This window comes from Mucilaginibacter phenanthrenivorans (assembly GCF_024721155.1).
Lineage (GTDB): Bacteria > Bacteroidota > Bacteroidia > Sphingobacteriales > Sphingobacteriaceae > Mucilaginibacter > Mucilaginibacter phenanthrenivorans.
On record NZ_JAHVAP010000004.1, the window covers coordinates 158,024 to 174,395 of the forward strand.

At 45.0% G+C, this 16,372-nt stretch carries 16 protein-coding genes; 4 read left to right on the plus strand and 12 right to left on the minus strand.

Annotation, left to right across the window (positions count from 1 at the left end; genetic code table 11):
* Window positions 1–68: 68 nt before the first annotated feature.
* Window positions 69–494, plus strand: coding sequence for a hypothetical protein (locus KXD93_RS10350; protein WP_258137017.1), 426 nt, complete (start codon window positions 69–71; stop codon window positions 492–494).
* A gap of 71 nt (window positions 495–565) precedes the next feature.
* Here the strand turns inward: KXD93_RS10350 and KXD93_RS10355 are convergent, their stop codons facing one another.
* Window positions 566–1,402, minus strand: a complete 837-nt coding sequence (locus KXD93_RS10355; RefSeq protein WP_258137018.1) for a DUF2911 domain-containing protein — start codon at window positions 1,400–1,402, stop codon at window positions 566–568.
* A 217-nt stretch (window positions 1,403–1,619) separates the two neighbouring features.
* Here KXD93_RS10355 and KXD93_RS10360 point away from each other — a divergent pair, with 217 nt between their 5' ends.
* From KXD93_RS10360 to pruA, 3 genes are all read left to right on the plus strand, one after another.
* Window positions 1,620–2,030: a DUF4199 domain-containing protein gene (locus KXD93_RS10360; protein ID WP_258137019.1), complete on the plus strand. Its 411-nt coding sequence runs from the start codon at window positions 1,620–1,622 to the stop codon at window positions 2,028–2,030.
* Between the two features lie 147 nt (window positions 2,031–2,177).
* A complete protein-coding gene (locus KXD93_RS10365) occupies window positions 2,178–2,558 on the plus strand; it encodes a VOC family protein (RefSeq protein WP_258137020.1) in 381 nt (126 codons plus the stop codon).
* A gap of 278 nt (window positions 2,559–2,836) precedes the next feature.
* Window positions 2,837–4,474: an L-glutamate gamma-semialdehyde dehydrogenase gene (gene pruA / locus KXD93_RS10370; RefSeq protein ID WP_258137021.1), complete on the plus strand. Its 1,638-nt coding sequence runs from the start codon at window positions 2,837–2,839 to the stop codon at window positions 4,472–4,474.
* 133 nt (window positions 4,475–4,607) lie between these two features.
* Here pruA and can read toward each other — a convergent pair whose 3' ends face one another.
* The 11 genes from can to KXD93_RS10425 all read right to left on the minus strand — a co-directional run bounded on the left by can (window position 4,608) and on the right by KXD93_RS10425 (window position 16,334).
* Complete coding sequence (gene can, locus KXD93_RS10375; protein ID WP_258137022.1) at window positions 4,608–5,279, minus strand: carbonate dehydratase; 672 nt, start codon at window positions 5,277–5,279, stop codon at window positions 4,608–4,610.
* A gap of 104 nt (window positions 5,280–5,383) precedes the next feature.
* On the minus strand, window positions 5,384–6,112 hold the full coding sequence (locus KXD93_RS10380) for a YoaK family protein (RefSeq protein ID WP_258137023.1): 729 nt from the start codon (window positions 6,110–6,112) through the stop codon (window positions 5,384–5,386).
* A gap of 118 nt (window positions 6,113–6,230) precedes the next feature.
* On the minus strand, window positions 6,231–6,971 hold the full coding sequence (locus KXD93_RS10385; RefSeq protein WP_258137024.1) for a carbonic anhydrase: 741 nt from the start codon (window positions 6,969–6,971) through the stop codon (window positions 6,231–6,233).
* An 11-nt stretch (window positions 6,972–6,982) separates the two neighbouring features.
* Complete coding sequence (locus KXD93_RS10390) at window positions 6,983–8,587, minus strand: SulP family inorganic anion transporter (RefSeq protein WP_258137025.1); 1,605 nt, start codon at window positions 8,585–8,587, stop codon at window positions 6,983–6,985.
* 63 nt (window positions 8,588–8,650) lie between these two features.
* Window positions 8,651–8,983, minus strand: a complete 333-nt coding sequence (locus KXD93_RS10395) for a hypothetical protein (RefSeq protein WP_258137026.1) — start codon at window positions 8,981–8,983, stop codon at window positions 8,651–8,653.
* A gap of 209 nt (window positions 8,984–9,192) precedes the next feature.
* Window positions 9,193–10,416 carry a glycoside hydrolase family 27 protein gene (locus KXD93_RS10400; protein WP_258137027.1) on the minus strand — a complete coding sequence of 408 codons (1,224 nt, stop codon included), beginning with the start codon at window positions 10,414–10,416 and terminating at the stop codon, window positions 9,193–9,195.
* A gap of 3 nt (window positions 10,417–10,419) precedes the next feature.
* The gene (locus KXD93_RS10405; RefSeq protein WP_258137028.1) at window positions 10,420–10,902 is read right to left on the minus strand and encodes a hypothetical protein; all 483 of its coding nucleotides are present in this window, start codon (window positions 10,900–10,902) and stop codon (window positions 10,420–10,422) included.
* Entirely contained in the window at window positions 10,857–11,909 is a 1,053-nt protein-coding gene (locus KXD93_RS10410; RefSeq protein ID WP_258137029.1) for a rhamnogalacturonidase, read from the minus strand. The genes KXD93_RS10405 and KXD93_RS10410 overlap by 46 nt, the downstream gene beginning before the upstream one ends.
* Window positions 11,910–11,954: 45 nt before the next feature.
* Window positions 11,955–13,697 (minus strand): alpha-L-arabinofuranosidase, encoded by a 1,743-nt coding sequence (locus KXD93_RS10415; protein WP_258137030.1) that lies wholly within the window; start codon window positions 13,695–13,697, stop codon window positions 11,955–11,957.
* Between the two features lie 77 nt (window positions 13,698–13,774).
* A complete protein-coding gene (locus KXD93_RS10420) occupies window positions 13,775–14,983 on the minus strand; it encodes an AGE family epimerase/isomerase (RefSeq protein ID WP_258137031.1) in 1,209 nt (402 codons plus the stop codon).
* 151 nt (window positions 14,984–15,134) lie between these two features.
* A complete protein-coding gene (locus tag KXD93_RS10425) occupies window positions 15,135–16,334 on the minus strand; it encodes a glycoside hydrolase family 130 protein (RefSeq protein ID WP_258137032.1) in 1,200 nt (399 codons plus the stop codon).
* Between the last annotated feature and the right edge of the window lie 38 nt (window positions 16,335–16,372).

Below are 16,372 nucleotides of genomic sequence, written 5' to 3' on the forward strand. Positions count from 1 at the left end.
TTGTTCTGTTAAATTGCCAAACATCTGCAAATGCTAATATTTTTACAACAACTAAAAACTATAACACCATGAGTAACGAACCATTCGACCCCGTTTTTGACAGTGAAGGCGAAGACCGGGACCGCACCCTAAAGGATGAACTTGGCGAAACCATCGACAAGGAAAACCTTAACTATAACGCAGAAGACGACAGCTTTGAATACGACGTTAAAAGCGACGATCCTGAATACCAGCATGCCGACCCATATAATACTTCGGTAAAAAATGGGGAGGACATGAACTCCACCTATGATGAGGCAAACCCCTACGATGCAGGCGAAGAGTATATTCCCAATGAATCGTTAGAAACCGATGTAGATAAACTGGGCATGCACATTGACGATGGCGAGATAGTTGAGCTTGACGCCGCAGACAAGGCTTTAAGCCATACCCCGGAGGATGACCGTACAGACCTTGATGAGGAAGGTTATCCTAAAAATGACAGGCGAAGATAGACAGATCGATCTTAATAAAATCAAAAAGGTCCGGTTAATAGCCGGACCTTTTCTTTTCAAGATTTTTTTGGTTATTTGGTTGCAGCTGCGAGTACGTCGCTATTCAACCGAACGTACTCTTCGTTCTTACCATCACCGGCTAACTTTACACCCTCTTTAGCGGTTGCAGCTGCCGCGACCTTGTCGCCTTTCTTCAGCTGTACACGTGCTACCCAAAGCTTTGCCACATAAGGTGGCATACCCGGGATTTTTCCCATCTCATTTGCCCAGGCCAGAGCTTTAGCCATATCCTTATTGTTATTCCAGTAATATATAACCGCATCATAGTAAGGCTTTTTATCCGTTTTCATAGCCGAATCGATATTCGCCATTATCTTTGAGTCGATGTCGCAGGTTAAGTGTATGGTAACCGCAGTATTTTGCCACATCAACTGCATTTCACCGCTGGTTGGATAAATATTAGCAAACTGGATAGTAAAGGTTTCTACCGGTTTTGCTGTTTTTTCGGGAGTTACTGTGAAGCGTAAAAAATCTTCGCTTTCCTTATAGGAGTAAGCGCCCCATTGTTTTGCGTTTTTGCTCAAAATTATAGTCCACTGTTTTTCGCCGGGAATACTGAATAAACCATACTCACCTGCCGGTACCTTATGACCTTCAAGCGAAACATCATCGCTGAACTTCAATACCGTTGCCGAATTAGCACCGGTGCGCCAAACCTTGTCGTAAGGCTCGGTTACACCAAAAATTTTGCGGCCCTTTGTATTTGGTCTTGAGTAAGTAAGATTGATCTTTCCTAATCCAAAATCCTGGGTAATGGTTTGTGTCGTGCTAGGCTGCGGTGTTATCTGCGCGTAGCTGCTGACAGTAAAAAAAACGATTGCGATTGTTAAAAGTCTTGATGGGTTCATGTTGGTTAAATTTATAACGGGCTAAAAATAAATAATTAAAATATAAACGTTGTACGCTGGCAACTGAAAAAACAAAACGGTTGGTTTTACATCTGCTTCGCATTGTTCTTTAGCATGATAATCGCTAATTTTATCAAAAATCACCCTAAAGTATGACTAAAAACAGAGACCATTAGTCCAATTTTGAGCCGGATTTAAAACTTATAACAATAAAACAATGAAAAGGACAATTTGGACTTGCGGGTTGACAGGCGGATTTGTAGCCGCTGCATGGGCCGTTGTTAGCGCAGGCGTATTGAACGATAGCTTAAGCTTAAATACGCGGATGGTTCTTGGCTATGCATCTATGATACTAGCCTTTTCGCTCATTTTTGTAGCAATAAAAAACTACCGCGATAATGACAACAGCGGCGTAATTACTTTTGGAAAGGCGCTTCAAATAGGGCTTTTAATAACGCTTATCGCATCAACTGTATATGTGGTGGTCTGGATGATAGATTTTAAATATTTCGTTCCTGATTACGGTGAAAGGTATCAAGCCCAGGTATTAGCCGAATTGAAGGCGACTGGGGCAAGCGCCGGGGAAATAAAAAAGCAGGGAGCTGAATTGGCAGTCACGATGACATAATATAAAACAAGCCCGGCCTTTCGGGTGATGTTCACCTATTTGGAAATTGTGCCGGTTGGGATCATAGTATCTATAATAGCTGCGCTGATACTTAAAAGTAAGGCTAAACCGGCGATGGTAAACGCGTAAATTAAAATCTGATTAAATATGAAAAAAGTAACGGGCCTTGGCGGCGTATTTTTTAAGTGCAATGACCCGAAAGGCATGAATGAGTGGTATGTTAAAAACCTGGGATTGCCAACCAGTCAATACGGAACTACATTTGAGTGGCGGGAAGCCGATGATCCGTCGAAACAAGGATCTACATCCTGGTGTACATTTCCGCAGGACACTAAGTATTTCAATCCGTCTGAAAAACCTTTTATGATCAATTACCGGGTAGAAAACCTGGTTGCACTGCTCGACGAGCTAAAGAAAGACAATGTGACCATTGTTGATGAAATTGCCGAATACGACTACGGTAAGTTTGTTCATGTGCTTGATCCGGAAGGGAACATTATTGAGCTCTGGGAACCGGCGGACGAGTAGAAACAAGATAACATGGCGGCGTAAATCACCGTCCAGATAACAAATATTGCGATGGTTTGAGCCCCATCACAATATTTGCTTTAAGATTTTGCCTTTGTGCCCTGTTAGTTTTTTCGAAATTCGTCACCCGGGACTTACTCCATTGATGCTTTTCATGGTTGTAGATATACGCAAAACGCACACCTCCTCCCTCTCTGTCAATCTTATGCAATCTGCAATTTGGCACATTAAAAATCTGCACATCAATTCATATCTTTGCCATGTAATAACTGACAAACATGCTTAAAGGATTTTTTAACGTTCCGCCACCGCAGAACGAACCGGTATTGAATTACGGTCCGCGCAGTGTGGAACGAGCAGCGCTAAAAGCTGCTTTGGATGAGGCCCGCGCCCATCAGATCGATATCCCGATGTACATCGGCGACAAGGAAGTACGCACCGGCAAAAAGCTGGAGATCCGTCCGCCACATGATCACAAACATTTACTGGCCACATTTTCTGAAGGCGACGCCAGCCATGTAACCGCGGCAATTGATGCTGCCCTGGCAGCAAAAGCCAATTGGGAAGAACTGCCGTGGGAACAACGCGCAGCCATATTTTTAAAAGCTGCCGAGTTGATCGCAGGCCCATACCGCGCAAAAATAAACGCGGCAACCATGCTTGGCCAGTCGAAGAATGCTTATCAGGCTGAGATAGATGCTGCCTGTGAGTTCATCGACTTCCTGCGTTTTAACGTAGAGTACATGACTGAGATCTACAAGCAACAGCCGCCTGTATCGGGCAAAGGTGTTTGGAACCGTGTAGAACAACGCCCGCTGGAAGGCTTTATATTCGCTTTAACTCCATTTAACTTTACCGCAATTGCAGGTAACCTGCCAGCCTCTGCAGCCATGATGGGTAACGTAGTAGTTTGGAAGCCGGCATACCCTCAAATTTTTGCAGCAAACGTATTGATGCAGGTATTTAAGGAAGCTGGTGTGCCTGATGGCGTTATCAATTTAATTTATGTTGACGGCCCGGTTGCAGGCGAGGTGATCTTTAATCACCCTGATTTTGCAGGCATCCACTTTACAGGATCGACCAAAGTGTTCCAGAATATCTGGCAGACTATTGGTACCAATATCCACAAATACAAAACCTATCCGCGCATAGTTGGCGAAACCGGCGGTAAGGACTTTGTGCTTGCTCACCCAAGCGCCGACGCTGATGTGGTAAGCACTGCACTTGTTCGCGGTGCGTTTGAGTACCAGGGACAAAAATGCTCAGCTGCTTCAAGGGCCTATATTCCCGCTTCATTGTGGCCTGCTGTAAAAGCCAACATGCAGCGCGATATTACCTCATTCAAAATTGGCCCGGTTGAGGATTTCCAAAACTTCATTAACGCCGTTATCACCGAAGTATCCTTCGATAAACTGGCAAAATATATTGATGCAGCTAAGAATGATAAAAGCGTTGAGCTGGTTGCAGGTGGTGGTTACGACAAATCAAAAGGCTGGTTTGTTGAGCCGACTGTTTTAAGGGTTGATGATCCTTATTACGTAACCATGTGCGAAGAACTTTTCGGCCCGGTATTGACTATTTACGTATACGAAGACGACAAATTTGACGAGATCCTTGATGTTGTTGACAAGACGTCCATCTACGCGCTAACCGGCTCCATCATTTCACAAGATCGTTATGCTATTGCAAAGGCGACCTATCATTTGCGTAATGCTGCAGGTAACTTCTATATCAACGATAAACCGACAGGTGCAGTAGTTGGTCAGCAGCCATTTGGCGGTGCAAGAGGTTCAGGTACAAATGATAAGGCAGGCTCAATGATCAATTTATTGCGTTGGGTATCCCCCCGTACCATAAAGGAAACTTTCGATCCGCCAAAGGATTACAGGTACCCGTTTTTGGCGAAGGAACTGTAGAAGAGGTTCATAGTTGATGGTTCATGGTTCATAGCAAAAGAAAGCGCTATGAATTGTGAACCATTTTTCGTTACGCTATTTTGCTAAGCACCATCCACCCTCCGGCTATGAACTATGAACCATTAACCATGAACTATTTAAACTTAAACACGTTCTGCATATTGGCGTTGTCATAAGCGCTCACCTTCATATCGGTGATGATGCCGGTTTTAAGGCTATACACCCAGCCATGCACGCCAATCTGCTGCCCGTTTGCCCAGGCATTTTGAACGATGGATGTTTTGCACAGGTTGTAAACGTTTTCAATTACGTTGTATTCCACCAGTTTATCGCAGCGTTCGTTAATATCTGTAATGGTTTCCAATTTGCTGGCATGCAGGCGGTAAACATCCTTTATATGCCTTAGCCAGTTATCAATCAGCCCGTACTGCTGGTTAGTAATTGCGGCCATCACGCCGCCGCAACCATAATGCCCGGTTACTATTACGTGCTTTACCTTTAATACATTCACCGCATAATCCAGCACCGACAGCATATTCATATCCGAATGTACAACCATATTGGCAATGTTACGGTGAACGAAGATCTCGCCCGGAGGCATGTTGGTGATCTGGTTAGCTGGAACCCGGCTATCTGCACAGCCTATCCAAAGCACAGGCGGCGTCTGCCCCGCCGCAAGTTTTTGAAAATATTCAGGATCGGCATCAAGGGTGTTTTTTACAAACTGTTTGTTACCTTCAAGCAGGCTACTGTACAATTCCTGCGTGGTGGCAGGTGCATTATCATCAATAAGTTTAGCGCACATGTTGTTTAAGGGGGATGTTAGTTGTAAAGGCAAAAATATAAAGATATTGATTATATCGCTTTATTTTGCATCAACAGAATGTTAACCATTTGTAATTATACCGCCTATTTTGAAAACACCTTGCTCAACTTATGCAATGCCAGCGGAGACAGATCGTAATAAAGTATCGTTAATAAAATAACCGGCACAAAGTAAAAAATAGCAAAGTCGAAAACATCAAACAGCAAGCCGCCTGCAACAGCGCCGATCAGGTAAAAGCTAAGGATGGTGATCCTGATATAAATCTTGTTTTTAAGCGTACTGCTTGCCTCGCCCCTGGGGTGGAGCAGTTCTGAAACCTCCCCGCCCAGATCGGTAAATAAGCCGGTAAGGTGTGATGTTTTGATTACACCGCCCGATATAATGGACACCAGGCTATTTTGCAAGCCCATTGCGAATATAATAGCGCCGATAACCAACTCGCGCTCCAGCATAGTTTCCTTATAAAAATTATGTCCATAGATAGCAACGAACAGAAGTACTACTATCTCGATGATGATTGGGATGGAATGCGCCTTGTATTTACTGATATGAATATAAGAGCGAACAATAAAGCTGGATATAAAGGCTCCCGCAAAAAACATCAGCAGCCAGATCAGGAATACAATGATCTCCCTAAAATTCTGCTCAACAATATGCTTGGCCAGGTTAGCCACGTGGCCGGTAATATTTGCCGTAAACGCCAGGAACGCCACCATCCCTGCAACATTGGTAATCCCGGATGCCACCGCAGTTGACGATGCCAGCATGAGGTTTTCCTTAAATGTCCTGTCTTCCTTTGATTGTCTTAGCACCTGCTGATATTTGCCTGTTGGCGTATAAGGCGCAAAAATAGTATAAATACAACAGATACAAAAAGGCAGGGTAACATATCAGGAATATGCCCCTGCCTTAAGCTAGATTAAACACATGTTAGTGTGCGGCTGCTACGGCCTCAACACTATCAAGCTCATACACATAGCCCAGGTTATCGGGCCCATCGCTGCTTACTTTCAAATCCTTAACCAAGCCTGTTGCCAGGTCAATTACCCATCCATGCAATTGCAGGTCGGTGCGCTGCTTCCAGGCATTTTGAATGATGCTGGTTTTGCACAGGTTATAAACCTGTTCCATTACATTTAACTCAACCAACCTGTTCAGCTTTGTCGTTTTGTCGGAGATCCGGTCAAGCTCATGGCTGTGTAGGCGGTAAACATCCTTGATGTTCCGCAGCCAGTTATCAATCAGGCCAAACTGTTTGTTACTTAAGGCAGCCGCTACGCCGCCGCAACCATAGTGACCAGCTACGATAACATGCTTTACCTTTAAAACATTTACAGCATAATCAAGCACACTCAGCATGTTCATATCGGAGTGTACACATACGTTGGCAATGTTCCGGTGTACAAATATTTCTCCCGGTTGGGTTCCTGTAACAACATTTGCAGGTACACGGCTGTCTGAGCAGCCTATCCAGAGCACCTCGGGGCTTTGTCCGGCAGCCAGCTTATTAAAGTAGTCAGCATCTTCCTTGAGTTTTCTTTCCACCCAGTCGCTGTTCCCTTTAAGCAGGGAGCTATAATTATCGGTTGCTACCGGCTTCAGTTGCTTGACATCAATTGCCGGTTTTATATAGTTGTTATTGTTGTTTACTTTATTTTCTTTAACTAACATGATCTTAAAATTTAATTGGGGTTATACATTAATTGTTTTAAAGGTGGTACATCATATCGTTCACGCACCTCGTGCAGTTGTACAATGATGCCCTTGGTATAAGCATTATGCTTAAAGTTTTGAATTATCTCCAGTACATCCTGGTCAATATACCTGGAGTTGGAGCCGTCGATAATTACATCTGTGCCTTTCGGCAGACTTGTCAACGTAATTTGAATAGCGGCTTTATTTAAAAAAGAAACCTCTTCTGCAAGCCTTATCCGTATAGTCTTCTTATCACCGTTCTTGTCTATCTGGTAAAAATACGGGTTGCGCATATTGGTACGCAGGATGTAAAATACCCCTACACACATTCCTATGCCTACACCAATAAGCAAATCGGTAAAAACTACAGCTGCAATGGTAACTACGAAAGGTATAAACTGGTCGAGGCCCTTATGCCACATGTGTTTAAACAAGCTTATCCGCGCCAATTTATAGCCGGTGATCAGCAGGATGGCAGCCAAACATGATAATGGGATAAGGTTAATAACTACCGGGATCAACAGTAGTGACACCAGCAGCAGACAGCCATGCACAATAGCGCTAACTTTGGTACGTGCCCCTGCATTAACATTTGCCGATGAGCGGACAATCACAGCCGTCATAGGCAGGCCGCCCAATAAACCGCTGATCAGGTTACCGGCTCCCTGTGCTACCAGCTCGCGATTGGTTGGTGAGATCCGCTTTATGGGGTCTATCTTATCAACTGCTTCCAGGCTCAGCAGGGTCTCCAGGCTGGCAACAACGGCTATGGTAACCGCCGTTATCCAGATCTGTTTATTGCCTATCATGCTAAAATCGGGACTTTTAAACAATGCCATAAACTCGGCTGTGCTGTTTACTAACGGGATATGAACAAACTGCTTTTCGAGCAGGGCGATCCCGCTATTTGCAAACGCAATGCTTAAACCAATTCCCGCCAAAACTACCAGCAGCGGAGCAGGAACAATGGCCAATTTTTTAAATTTCGGCCAGTATATCATCAGCGCCATCGATACCATGGTAATGATAACCGCACCATAATTTACCCTTGATAAAGCCCCCAATATGCCTGAAAAGGTATTGCCTTCATCGGTTTGACTAAAGCGCTCATCGCCCTCAAAATCCGCATCGTAGCCTACGGCATGCGGAAATTGTTTTAAAATGAGGATTATCCCGATGGCCGCCAGCATCCCCTCAATTACTGCTGAGGGAAAGTAATTAGCAATGGTCCCTGCCTTTATTAACCCGAAAACCATTTGTAAAACTCCGGCTATAACCAGGCTCAATAAAAAAGCTTCGAACGAACCCAGGGTGGTAATGGCCGTTAACACAATAACTGTTAAGCCGGCAGCAGGCCCGGCCACGCTAAGCTGCGACCCGCTGAGCGTACCAACAACTATACCGCCAATTATACCTGCCAGCAAACCGGAAAATAAAGGCGCACCCGATGCCAAAGCTATGCCCAAACACAGGGGCAGGGCAACCAGGAAAACTACTATACTTGAAGGAAGATCCTTCTTTAAATTTTTAGATAAAAAATATTTACGAAGGTTGAGACCGCCTGATGCAGACCCACCGTGCTCATTTTGCATAAAAGGAAAAATTTGATGAAACTATAAATGAATTAAAAATCCGCAGGGTTGCGGCAAAGTCATTTATGCGTTCGGAGGCGGGGTGGGTACAATAGGGTGATACACCTGTTTGTAAAGGGAGTTCTCTAAGTTGTGCAGCACACTTGTTTCTGCAACAAAGGTGGTATGCTCAAAAGAATGAAAATAAAATTCGTCGAAGACCTTTTTCTCTTTTGTAAGATCCTTTTCCAGGTCGTCCTTATCTGTTTTCGACTCGTGCTCCAATTGGTTGATCACCGCATTGGCTATCTTATCATCAAGATTCAGGAATATAGGAGCAACAGATATTGCCATCTTTACACAAAAGACGAACATAAAAAAAGCGCCGGTTAATACTCTAAAATCCCTGATCTTCATTAATGCAATGATATAAAAAAATCTATCTACACAACCGTTAAAATATGTTAAAACAGGTTGCTTACTTTTTCAATACAGCTCTTTAACGGCTTATTTCGCCATTTGTTTTATACTATCACTTTAAAATTTTTCTATGTATGCACATTTTTGACGGCTATTTCGCCGCTATCGTCGTTGCGAAGTTTATCCGTACATCAAAAATCCGCACATTATTTCCCCAACCTCACCATCACCACATCATCTGCGCCGATAACCTGTCTAAAAACCTTATCCGTTGTGCCGAGATCCTTCTTCGCCCAAAGGTCGCGTAGCTTGTAGGTTGTCTTGTTAAAGTCGATATTAGTTTTGGAGATGGCGTCGTTGACAGCATGATCCTTCCAGTTATAGGTTACCGTTTGCGGATGATTCGACCGGTTTAAAAAGCAAACAGCCAGTTCGTTATTGGCTAAGGGTTTTATAAAGATCTCCAGCCCATCGAACGAATAAAAACGGAAGCCCTCAATACCTAAAGCATCCTGGTCTATAGCAATAACCTCCTTATTGGTTAGTATAGATTTTGTTTCATCACTCATTTTGCGAAGATCATTTCCTGCCATTAGCGGCGCGGCCAGCATACACCACAGCGAGAAATGCGCTTTATCCTCGTTATATTTCATCCCGTTGCCTACTTCCAGCATATCGGGGTCGTTCCAATGGCCCGGCCCCGCATATTGCCTTATGCTATCCTGCTTATCCAATATGGTGAGCACGCTTAAGGCCGTCCAACTGCCCTTGCTAAGGTTTTTCTCAAATCCGGCCCAAATATCGCCCGTACTGCGCCAAAGCTGACCAACACCACTTGCCCATTTCCATGGCTGATTTTGCCCCCATTCGCACAAACTAAAGATCATCGGCCTGCCCGCTGCACGGATGGCCTTGCTCATGGTGGTATAAGCTTCCCTGGCATTTATGCCCTCGCTGTTGCACCAATCAAATTTTAAATAATCAACGCCCCATGAGGCATAAAGGCGGGCATCCTGGTATTCATAACCGCGGGTACCGGGATAACCAGCGCAGGTTTTTGTGCCGGCACAATTGTAGATCCCAAACTTCAATCCCTTTGAATGCACGTAATCGGCAAAGGCTTTCATGCCGTTGGGAAATTTCTTCGGATCGGCAACCAGGTTACCGTCCTTATCACGTTCCATCGCCATCCAGCCGTCATCCAATACAAAATAAGTATAGCCAGCATCCCGCATACCCGACGAAACATAAGTATCCACCATCCCCTTTAGCAAAGGCTCATCAATATTGGTTTGAAAGGTATTCCAGCTGTTCCAGCCCATTGGCGGTGTTTGCGCCAGTTCCTCAAATTTTTGAGCGAATAATGAAGTGCTTGCTGCTATAAAAAACAGCGCGGCAAACAGGGAGCGTTTTATGCTTTGTGGGTTCATAATCTAGTTTTTAACCTTTCCGTCGGGCATGGCTAATGATTGAAATAAAGTTATTGTTGACGGTTTTTTTATGCTGATTGGTGATATCCCACCTGGCGTTTGTGCCTTTACAAATCTCAACTCAGCTCCTTGCACATCGTCAAAAACAAATGCCGGGCGCTGGTCCTCACTTAGGGTATGCAGCTCTACGTTATCTATTTTGATGTTTTCGGCATGTCTTACAAAAAAGCCGTATGCAGGTAATATGCCAAACGTGTCCGGCTCCGGGTATCCCTTTTCCAATTCCGGTACATCACGCTTGGCTTGTTCAGCCGTGCCTGCTCCCTTAAACCAGATCTTTATATCCTTTAGGTCGATGTCCTTAATATTATGCTCCGGGATCCCGCTGATCAATACACCCTGCCCTGCTTCAACGTTGTATGCAACCACATTGCTGATGATCACCCTCCGCAATTCACCAATGGGCACACCATCCGGGCCGCGCATTCTTGAAGCCAGGCGTAAAAAATGGGTGCGTTAACAATATCACGCATGGTGATGTTGGTAATCGTTACATCCTCCAGCAACGCACCATCCACTGTTTCCAAAGCCAAGCCGCGGCAAAAGTTAAAAGTGCAGTTGGAAATGGTAACATTCTTAAACCCGCCGTTCGATTCTGTACCGAATTTTATCCGGCCCGTAGGCGATTTAAGCGATCTTTTATACGTGCCATCCAAAAACGATCCCACGTCAAAGCCGCTCACACCACAATTGGTAATGGTTACATTTTCGGTAGCGCGGGCAAAACCCAAACCGAATGTGCTTTTTAGGCAGATCCCGTCATCATAAGGTGAGTTCACGCTGCAATTGGAAACATGCACATTACGGCAGCAATCAATATCCATTCCGTCGCGGTTGGTATCCAGTATTACATTATCTATGGTTAAATTATCAACGCCGGTTGCAAGAATGGCAAACCAGCCGCCTTGCAAAACAGAGATGTCCCTGATGTTTACATTCCGGCATAAATACAGCGCAATTACTTTATTGGCCGATTGTTTGTTTTTTACATAATCTCTATACAAACCCTTTCCCCAGATCCTCCCCTGTCCCAGTATCGATACATCGTGCAAATTCTCGCCCCAGATTAAACTATTATGCCAGTGACTGTGCCCGCTGTCCTGGAATGTAGTGTTTACGCTCGCCTCTTCTTCGTCATAGCCATTCTCCGCAGTAACCGGGGCAGCTATTACGGTTGCACCCTGGTCGATAAACAAAGAAATATTACTTTTTAAATGAATAGATCCTGACAGGTAATTTCCAGCCGGCAAATAAACTGTGCCTCCGCCTGCGCTGGCAGCCGCATCAATGGCCTTGTTTATAGCTTTGCTATCCAGGTTAACGCCATCGCCAATGGCACCGTAATCCTTTATGTTATAATTTACTACAGGTTTTGCAAATGCGGACGAAACTAAAAATACTAACAGCAGTAATTGATTCTTCAGGTTTTTCATTTTGTTGATCGGTTTAAATCAAAATTAACCATCCCTATCTAAATATCACTTTTTATCCGCCACTAAAAACACAGCCCCATATTTCGGAACATTCACCGTTATACCACCCGAAATGCTTGCCGAACTTGCTGCTATGGCAGCATAGGTATCCGGTCCGCCCGAAGTCCCATTAGCAGGACCAACGCCGTTTACAAATACCTGGTGCGAAAATGGTGCGTTATCGCTGCCGCCATTAAGTGTATAATAGTAATATTTTGTACCCGCTGCAAAGTTCTTGATGGTAACCGTCACCACCTGGTCGAAGTTGGCCTTGTTTACCAATACCACTCCAGCCTCGCCCGATGAAAATGACGAGCCATAACAAGCAATAGAACTGGTTCCGGTTGTGGCGCTCACCATGCGGTCGCCAAAATATTTCTCGAAGAAGTACATGTAGTAAAAGGCTGGTCGAGGGTTCCATTTTGCTATGCCAACCTCATCGCCTATATTAAACATACCCTGGTCGTTGCCACTATCCCAACCATTGGCCAGGTCCCAGCGGCTTGCCATACTAAACTGGCTTTTCAGCACCTCGCCCAGCGTCATTACTGCGTGCAAACCGGCAATATTAGATACATTTTGACTCGAGCCTGTTGCCTGGATATTCCATTCATCAAGCGCAACCGGCTTTTGCGTAACCCCTGCGTTGGTTACCGAAGTTTTTACCCAACTCATCATGGCTGTTGTTTGCGATGATGGCGTAGCCAAAATAACATCGGCAGTAGTATTATCATTATATGGCGTATAGTAATTATGCACTACAAAATAATCAGGCGAGTTACCGGTAGCCTTTAACACATCAGCATTCCAATTGGTTACCCCGGCATTGTTGTTTACATCGTTTGATGAGGTAAGCACAGCGCCAATTTTAATCCCTGTATTGCCAACTTCAGCCGCAGCTTTCCGCATCGAATCGGCGAACACCTTAAAATGTGTGCCATATAACGTACCGGTTAAATATTCGGGCTGCCCGTCCTTATTAAGCGACCTGTCGATTCTATATCCAGCCTCCCAGTTGCCATAATTTTCGTTTCCTATATCCCAATATTGAGTCTTCCCTTTATCGTATCGCACCCAGTTGGCAGCGAGATGAGCGGCGGTTTGATCCGGATGATCGCTGGTGCCGTAACGTGCATAACCATAGTTAACCACAATAAGCCCGGTGCTGTTAGTTTGCTGCAATACCTTGTAATAATTGTCTACAGTAAAAGTCCAGCTTTGGGTATTGTTGCCAAACCAATAGCCTGCGGGTTTCGAAGCGCCGGTAACATCCACCAGGTTTGCAGGGGCGTCTGCCGGGGCAGCAACCGTGCTTCCGTCGCCGTTCCAGAAATAAATATCAGATAAACTACCGCCCGGAGCTCTCAAAATATTAGGCGCGAGTGCAGTTAAGTTTCCCATCAGCACCGGCTCGGTAACGTACTGGCCCATATAAGGGTTGGTGTTATTGCCGAACAGGTATTTGGAAACTTTTGTGGTTACCTGGCTCAGGTCAACCGTTACGCTAACCGCCCCGCTTGCTGATGGCTTTGCCGCGTTGACAGTGTTTGGCGCAGTAAAAGTTTTTGCCACCCAGTTATCCAGGAAAAAACCCTGTGTATTGGCAATACCCGGATCGGTACCGGCAATTATGGTACCGTCTCCATTGTCGGTACCACCACCATTGTTAGTTTTTGGCGCCGCATCCTTTTTGCAGGATTGCAGGGCAATAACTGCTATTAATAGTATTGATAGTATATATTTTTTCATGTTTTAACTTAATTTGTCAACGATTTTTATTCCCAGCGAAAAGTAACCATTCACCTAATCAACCCAATCTAACTTAATCAACTGATCCTTCTAATTATTTCCATACACGCCCTGCTGTTATGATAAGGGCATTTCCAAAGGCCGGCTTTATCTTCACCGGGCATTACCTGCCCGTTTTCGTTGATTCCCCAAAACCATTCTCCGTTTTGTTTATCCAGTATTTTGTTATTTATGAATTGCCAGTTATTTATGGCGATGTTGAGGTACTTCTCGTCGCCCGAGATCTGCCACGCATTAAAAAAGCCAACCAACGCTTCTGCTTGTACCCACCAGTGTTTTTCTTTTATTAGATGATTTGCTGAGGGATCATATTCATACCACAGGCCACCATCTGTATCAAGCCCGGCAATAGTGGCATCAGTAATTTTTATGGCAATTTCCTTTATTCGTTGGATGCTTGCTTCTTCACCAATCACTTCCGCCGCTTCCAGCAAAAGCCAGGTGGCCTCGATGTCGTGTCCATAGGAAATAAGATCGCCTTTGCGGTTCCAGTTCTCGTCAAAAAACAGCGCCAGGTGCCAGGTTTTGTGATCGATAAAATGACTAAAAAAGTTATTTAGCAAGCCGCTGATGTGATCCCTCAAAGTAATATCAGGCCAAATGCGGTACAGATTGGTAAAGCCCTCCAGCACGTGCAGGTGGGTATTCATGGTCTTCTTTTCGTTGGCATCCTTATCGCTCAGGCGCAGATCGGCGATGGATTGCCAATCTTTTGTAAAAGCTTCGAAATAGCCGGTCTTTATGGGATCATAAGCCTTTTCAACCAACAAGTGAAACAGGTCGATTGCCTTTTGCTTAGCAGCCTCAATTGCGCTTGCACGGTAAAACTCGCTCAGTGCATAAATGGTGAAAGAGATGGCATAAACCTGCTTTTTCGTATCCAGCGGCTTCCCCTTATAATCAACCGACCAGTACACTCCGCCTAACTCACCATCTATAAATTTATCGCAGATGTATTGATAGGCGCGCTTTGCCATCACCATAAATAAGGGGTCGGCCTTGCGGTTATAGGCAGCAGAAAACGTCCATAAAATGCGGGCATTCAACACAGATCCCTTCGGGGCTTCTGCGGTTATCTTGTTGTTGTTATCAATTTTACCATAAAAACCACCATTAGCCGTATCAGGCGTAATAGCCGCCCAATAAGCAAGGATGCGGGATAATTCATCCATTAGCCCTTGCTTGAAGGCTGTAAGTTGATGGTTAATATTTGGTTGATTGATCATTTTACATTTATAAACTTAATTCACTCTCTTGTCATCGCGAGGAGGAACGACGAAGCAACCTCGTCGCCATACATATTCGTCATGCATTAGCGCCAGGTATACCGACGAGGTTGCCGCGCTATCGCTCGCAATGACAAAAGTTATTTAATTGTTATTTATCCACCAAGGTCTTCGCACTCAACAATGCATTGTTCTCATCTATAATCCTGTTCAATGTATTAACCGATGACGCCGAGCGCAGGCCATCCGCCGGTGTATTCATCACATAATCCACCAGCTTATCTACTGTGCTCTTAGCAACATGCATCCGCGTATCCGACGATGCGTAGTAGATATAAACCGACCCGTCATCATCCCTGATCCATCCATTGCAAAATACCACGTTCGATACATCGCCAATACGCTCTTCGCCCTCAGGAGCTAAAAAGTAACCTGCAGGTTTGTATAATACCTTCGTCAGATCATGCAAATCGGTCATGAACATGTACAGCACGTAGCGTAAACCGGCGGCGGTATTACGCACGCCGTGCGCCAGGTGCAGCCAGCCTCTGTCTGTTTTTATTGGCGCAGGGCCCTGCCCGTTCTTTGCTTCGTAAACGGTATGGTAATTTTTATTGTCGATGATTGTTTCTTCGTCCACCCGGGCATTTTCCATGGTGTCGCTTAAGCCAAAACCTATCCCGCCACCCTTTCCGGCGCTTATAAAACCGTCCTGCGGACGGGTGTATAATGCGTATTTTCCATTCACAAACTCCGGATGCAAAACCACGTTTCGCTGTTGGGGCGATTTGGTAATCAGGTCAGGCAGCCGCTCCCATTTCAGCAGGTCCTTTGTACGGGCAATACCACAGGCTGCTACGGCCATGCTTTGGTCGTGTGCAGGTGCTTCCGGGTCGCGGCGCTCGGTGCAAAAAAGGCCATAGATCCAGCCGTCCTCATGCGCCGTCAGGCGCATATCATATACATTCGTATCGGGCTCATTAGTTTCGGGCATATCAACCGGGTATTCCCAAAAAGTAAAGTTGCTGATCCCGTTTGGACTCCCCGCCACGGCAAAAAACGATTTACGGTCGGCACCCTCAACACGTACCACCATCAAATATTTATCACCCAATTTAATTGCCCCGGCGTTAAAGGCAGCGTTAATCCCGAAACGTTCCATCAGGTGCGGATTGGTTTCAGGGTTAAGGTCGTAACGCCAAAACAGCGGCGTATGTGCGGCGGTAAGAACCGGGTTTTTATATCGGTCGAAAACGCCGTTACCAATTCCCAAAACCTCATTTGGCTCATTGATCAGCTGCCGGTGGGCAGTCTCCAACAGGTTTAAACGTTTTTCAAACTCTTTATTCATGTGTTCTTAATCTCAATTATTCTATTTATTCATTTCTA